Consider the following 5,788-nt stretch of genomic DNA (forward strand, 5'->3'; position numbering starts at 1 on the left):
GCCTTGCTAAAAAAGGAGTGGACTCGCCCTCTTGGAGAGATAGGCCGAGACGAAATGGCGAGCGAAGTTCGTTACTATACGGACCAGTACTATCCCAATGTGCGTCGGCACATGGCACTGGGAGGAGTTTCCCCCAGTGCCTATGCTGCGACCGTTTAATCATTAGGTGTCTACTAAATCGGGGGCACTCCAGCGCTGTCAACTGTCAATTATCAACTGTCAACTTGGCCCCGCCGCCGTGACCGCACGGTCCGATGGGGAATCGCCACTGATTCTCTTTTCTGGCATAATCGCGCGCCTGTGCTGATCAGTGGCGCCACTACTGGTCCCTTATTGGTCTTGTCCGGGCTGTATCCGGGCACGAGACCGGCACTGTGTATCCGCAATGCGAACTTGAAGGTTGCACGGCCATACCCGCTGCAACCGCACGGCCACAAGCCCAGGACTAACCATGACCGATCCGATTGTTTATAACGACCTCAGCCCGGCCCAGCTGGTAGAGCTGGCTGTTCAGCGCAACGAAGGCCGCCTGGCCGATAACGGCGCCCTGGTAGTGGAAACCGGCCACCGCACCGGCCGCTCGCCCATGGACCGTTACATCGTTGACGAGCCGAGCACCAGCGAGCACATCCATTGGGGCGCCATTAACCGCCCCATCGACAGCGACAAGTTTGACGCCCTGTGGGACCGCGTTACCGCGGCCGTTGCCGAAAGCGACGCCTTTATTTCCCACCTGCACGTGGGCGCCGACACTGATCACTACCTGGCCGTGAAAGTGACCGCGCAGACCGCGTGGCACAACCTGTTCGCCAACACCATGTTCATCCGCCCGGAGAAGTACAACCCGCGCAGCAAGGAAGAATGGCAGATCCTGCATGCCCCGCACTTCCAGTGCGACCCGGAGCGTGACGGCACCAACTCCGACGGCTGCGTGATCCTCAACTTCGCCCAGCGCAAGATTCTCATTGCCGGCATGCGTTACGCCGGTGAAATGAAGAAAGCCATGTTCTCCGTGCAGAACTTCCTGCTGCCGGAAAAAGACGTGCTGCCCATGCACTGCTCCGCCAACGTGGGCGAAGACGGCGACGTGGCCCTGTTCTTCGGCCTGTCCGGCACCGGTAAAACCACCCTGTCCGCCGACCCGAACCGTTACCTGATCGGTGACGACGAGCACGGCTGGGGCAAAGATGTGGTCTTCAACATCGAAGGCGGCTGCTACGCCAAGTGCATCGACCTGAGCCAGAAGAACGAGCCGGTAATCTGGGACGCCATCAAGTTCGGCGCGGTACTGGAAAACGTCATCATCAATGACGAAACCCGCACCGCCGACTACGCCGATGTGTCTCTCACCCAGAACACCCGTGCCGCCTACCCACTGGAAAACATCGACAAAAAAGTCGAAGAAAACCGTGCCGGCGAGCCCAAGCACATCATCTTCCTGACCTGCGACCTGACCGGCGTCCTGCCGCCCGTCTCCAAGCTGTCCAAGGAAGCGGCGGCGTACCACTTCCTGAGCGGCTACACTGCCCTGGTGGGTTCCACCGAAATGGGTTCTGGTGGTGGCATCAAGAGCACCTTCTCTACCTGCTTCGGCGCGCCCTTCTTCCCCCGTCGTGCCGGCGAATACGCCGAGCTGCTGATCAAGCGCATGGAAGAGTTCGGCTCCACTGTTTACCTGGTGAACACCGGCTGGACCGGTGGCCCCTTCGGCGAAGGCGAGCGTTTCAGCATCCCCACTACCCGTGGCGTGGTCAACGCGATCCTGTCCGGCGAGCTGGACACTGCGGAAACCGAGCACCTGGATATCATCAACCTGGACGTGCCGAAAGCCGTTTCCGGTGTGGACAGCAACCTGCTGCAACCCAAGAAGACCTGGGCCAACCCGGAAAACTACGAAGCACGCGCCCGCGACCTGGCAGAGCAGTTCCAGAAGAACTTCGCTGACAAGTACGCCGATGTGTCCGACGAGATCCGCGCCGCCGGCCCCAAAGCGTAACTGACACAGCACGCTTCACGCTGCAGGCAACACGCAGAAGGCGCCTCCAAGGCGCCTTCGTTGTTTGTAGGCATGGCGACTCACCTCTCACGCAAAACAAGCATCGACGCCAGACCGTAAGTACAGCTCTTCCCCCCCCAACAAGTCGTAATACCATGCGACAATTGGACCTGACATGTCCAAAGGCTAGACTTGCCGTCTTAGATAAAGGACTTCTCATGAGCAAACCCAGAATTGTTGTTGTCGGCGGTGGTGCCGGTGGTCTTCCATTAGTCACCAAACTCGGCGCCAAGCTCGGCAAATATGGCAATGCCGATATCACCCTGGTGGATTCATCCAGCATCCACGTCTGGAAACCGCGTTTTCATGAAGTGGCCACCGGTGCCATCGATGCGGACCTGGACGCGGTGGATTATCGCGCCCATGCCCAGCTCAACCATTACCGGTTTGAGCCCGGCACCATGACCCAGGTCGATACCGCCGGGCAGACCCTGACCCTGGCGCCCCTGCACGATGCCCATGGCAGCGAAGTCCTCCCGGAGCGCAAGCTGAGTTACGACTATCTGGTACTGGCCACCGGCAGCCAGAGTAACGACTTCGGCACCCCCGGGGTACGCGACAACTGCCTGTTTATGGACAGCCGCGCCCAGGCCGAGCGTTTCCGTGAGCGTTTCCTCAATGCCTGTCTGCACGCCAATTACGAAGGCAAGCCGGTATCCGTTGCCATCGTGGGCGGCGGTGCCACCGGGGTGGAGCTGGCAGCCGAACTGCACCATGCCGTTTCCATGCTCAACTTCTACGGGCACGACAAGCTGGATCGCAAACATCTGCAGGTGGATATTATTGAAGCTGCACCGCGTATCCTGCCGGTACTCAGCGAGCGGGTGTCCGCCACCGCCACCAAGCGCCTGGAAGGCCTGGGCGTGAAAGTACGCACCGGCGTCATGGTGGCCGAAGCCACCCCCGACGCCCTGGTGCCCAAAGACGGCGATCCCATCAAGGCCGACCTGCTGGTCTGGGCCGCCGGGGTGAAATGCCCGGAATGGCTGAGTCAGATCGACGGGCTGACCACCAACCGTATCAACCAGGTGGAAGTGGAACCGACCCTGCAGGCCAAGGGCCAGAAGAACGTCTTCATCATCGGTGACGCGGCCTTCCTGATTCCGGAAGGGGCAGAACGGCCAATCCCCCCGCGGGCCCAGTCCGCCCAGCAGATGGCCCAGCACACCGCCCGCAGCCTGCAACGGCTGCTGATGAATCGCGACCCGAAACCCTTCGAATACAAGNACCATGGCTCACTGGTGTCGCTGTCCAACTACAGCTCGGTGGGCATGCTGATGGGCAACCTGAAAGGCGGTAACTTCTTTGTGGAAGGCTGGCTCGCCCGGATGATGTACATCAGCCTGTATCGCATGCACCAGGCCGCGCTCTACGGCTGGCCGCGCACCATCATGCTGCTCATTGCCGGGCGCTTCAACAAACTGGTACGCCCACGACTGAAGCTGCACTGACCCTGCCAACTTCCTTGACCACACCAACAGGCCCGGGACGTTCCGACACCCCGGGCTTTTCTTTATCTCATCGCGAATTACCCTGCACGTTGCCGGACGCTCGACGCCGGATGCCTGACGCAAAACCCACAGCCTGAGAGGCTGTCACTATTGCGGCGCCTCTTTTGAGGAATATTCAGGAGCATTGCCAGGGAATAATCGGGTAATGCGTTTTGCGAAGAGGGCATAGCCGCCAAGGTTTTCAGGTTTCGAATGTAAGCGTCCGTTGTCGTGCATCCGGCACCCAGCTGCGACCACGGCAGAATAAGAAGACAACACCTGACATCGGCGCATCACTCAATTACGCGATGAACCTTTTCTTTGATGGCATCTTCACAGTCTCCCTGCCAGGGTGCTCCCATCACACAACACAGGGGGAACCATGCTCAACGCCTTGCCACGCACCATGCAATCCACCCGCTGGATCACCGGTCTGACACTGATAATGGCGATCGCCGGTTGCGACAACAGCACCGAAGTCAGCCGTGAAGTCAGCGCCTCTGCGTACACCCTCTCCGAAGCAGAAACCAAGAAAGGCAACGTGGGCCTGGCCGCCTGGGGCGACCAGCTGGAGCCCGGCATGAAGGCCATTGCCGTATCCCGCGACCTGATCAAGGCGGGGCTCACCCACCAGACCGAAGTCCGCATTGACGGCTTGCCCGGCACCTATCAGGTGCTCGACAAGATGAACAAGCGCTGGACCGATCACATCGACATCCTGATGAAAGACCGGCAGGCAGCACGGGAATGGGGCCGGCAGCCAGTCACCATCCGCTGGGAGGTGCCGGCTGAATAATCATCGGTATTCGCCACCCCCGACGGCAGTCGCTACACTGCCAGCAGGACACTGACGCCGGGATAACAATGAAAGCGATCGCACTCTACTGGTTCGGCATTTTCAAAAACACGGTGCGCCTGTGGCTGGAGGGCAACGCGGTCAGCTATGCCGGGTCGCTGGCTTTCTTCACCCTGTTCTCTCTCGCCCCGGTGATTATCCTGGCGGTCAAAGTCATCTCCCTGGTGATGACCAGTGAGGCCGCCATGACCGAAATCCTCGGCCAGCTGGAAGCCACCATCGGCCCGGAAGCGGCCAACGAGGTGCGTAACGCCATCGCCAATACCCAGGCACCACGCCAGGGCCTGCTCGCCGGCATGCTCAGCCTGCTGGTCATGATCATTGGCGCCACCACCGTGTTTGCCCAGATGCAACGCTCCATGAATGCCATCTGGGAGGTGATGCCGCGGCCTTCACGCAACACCATCGCCGCGCTGATCAAAAGCCGGCTGCTGTCGCTGACGGTGGTAATTTCACTGGGCTTTGTGCTGCTGGTCTCGCTGCTGCTGAACGTGGTGGTCCAGGCAATCATCGTCTATGCGGAAAGCTGGCTGCCGATTCACGGCGCAGTGGTAGTAGTGATTGAGATGAGCGTATCCCTGCTGGTGATTGCTCTGCTGTTCGGCACCATGTTCCGGGTGCTACCCGATGTGGTACTGAACTGGAAAGCCGTTATGCCCGCAGCACTGGTCACCGCGATCCTGTTTTCGGTCGGCCGCGCACTGATCGGCCTGTACCTGGCGCATACCGCCACGGCATCCACCTACGGCGCCGCCGGCTCCCTGGTGGTCTTGCTGATGTGGGTGTACTACTCGTCCATGATTCTGTTATTCGGCGCCGCCTTCACCCGCGCTCACTGCGAAGCCCGGGGCCTGAAAATTCTGGCCCGCAGCACCGCTATTCGCGTGAAGCGCCAACAGATCGACCTGCCCGCCCAATAAGCCATTCTTCGTTATCCATTAACCGATATAGACCTCGCCTTCCGGATAACGCACCACCGGTTGGCGCGGACGGGTCAGCAGGAATGACAGGGTCAACGGGCCGATGCGCCCCACAAACATGACCAGCATGATCACCCACTGCCCCGCTGACGACAGCTCACCGGTAATGCCCCGCGATAACCCCACGGTGCCAAACGCCGATACCACTTCAAAGGTGAGATCCTCAAACCCCAGTCGGGCATCGGTGACCGACAGCGCCATCAACGCCACAAACACCACCCCGCAGGCAATAAAGATAATCGCCAGGGATTTGTACACCAGCGTTGACGAAATCTGCCGGCCGAAGATCACCGGCAGGGGCCGCCCCCGCAGGAAGGCACGAGTGGCCAGCAGCAGCACCATAAAGGTGGTCACCTTGATACCACTGCCGGTGGAATTGGTGCCCGCACCGATAAACATCAGCAGC

Annotated in this window: 5 protein-coding genes; 4 read left to right on the forward strand and 1 reads right to left on the reverse strand. The window is 60.1% G+C overall.

Annotated features, from left to right (window positions below):
• Positions 1-451: 451 nt before the first annotated feature.
• The 4 genes from A3754_RS14565 (at position 452) to A3754_RS14580 (ending at position 5,322) form a co-directional block, all read left to right on the forward strand.
• Positions 452-1,996, forward strand: coding sequence for a phosphoenolpyruvate carboxykinase (locus tag A3754_RS14565; protein WP_063520278.1), 1,545 nt, complete (start codon positions 452-454; stop codon positions 1,994-1,996).
• A 218-nt stretch (positions 1,997-2,214) separates the two neighbouring features.
• Positions 2,215-3,507, forward strand: a complete 1,293-nt coding sequence (locus A3754_RS14570; RefSeq protein WP_063520279.1) for an NAD(P)/FAD-dependent oxidoreductase — start codon at positions 2,215-2,217, stop codon at positions 3,505-3,507.
• A gap of 421 nt (positions 3,508-3,928) precedes the next feature.
• Positions 3,929-4,342 (forward strand): 3D domain-containing protein, encoded by a 414-nt coding sequence (locus tag A3754_RS14575; RefSeq protein WP_156497004.1) that lies wholly within the window; start codon positions 3,929-3,931, stop codon positions 4,340-4,342.
• 68 nt (positions 4,343-4,410) lie between these two features.
• Positions 4,411-5,322 carry a YihY/virulence factor BrkB family protein gene (locus A3754_RS14580; RefSeq protein WP_063520280.1) on the forward strand — a complete coding sequence of 304 codons (912 nt, stop codon included), beginning with the start codon at positions 4,411-4,413 and terminating at the stop codon, positions 5,320-5,322.
• Positions 5,323-5,340: 18 nt separating this feature from the next.
• Here the strand turns inward: A3754_RS14580 and A3754_RS14585 are convergent.
• Positions 5,341-5,788 (reverse strand): TrkH family potassium uptake protein (locus A3754_RS14585; protein ID WP_197468667.1); only part of this gene is annotated, 448 nt, incomplete at its 5' end.

This window comes from Alcanivorax sp. HI0083 (assembly GCF_001635175.1).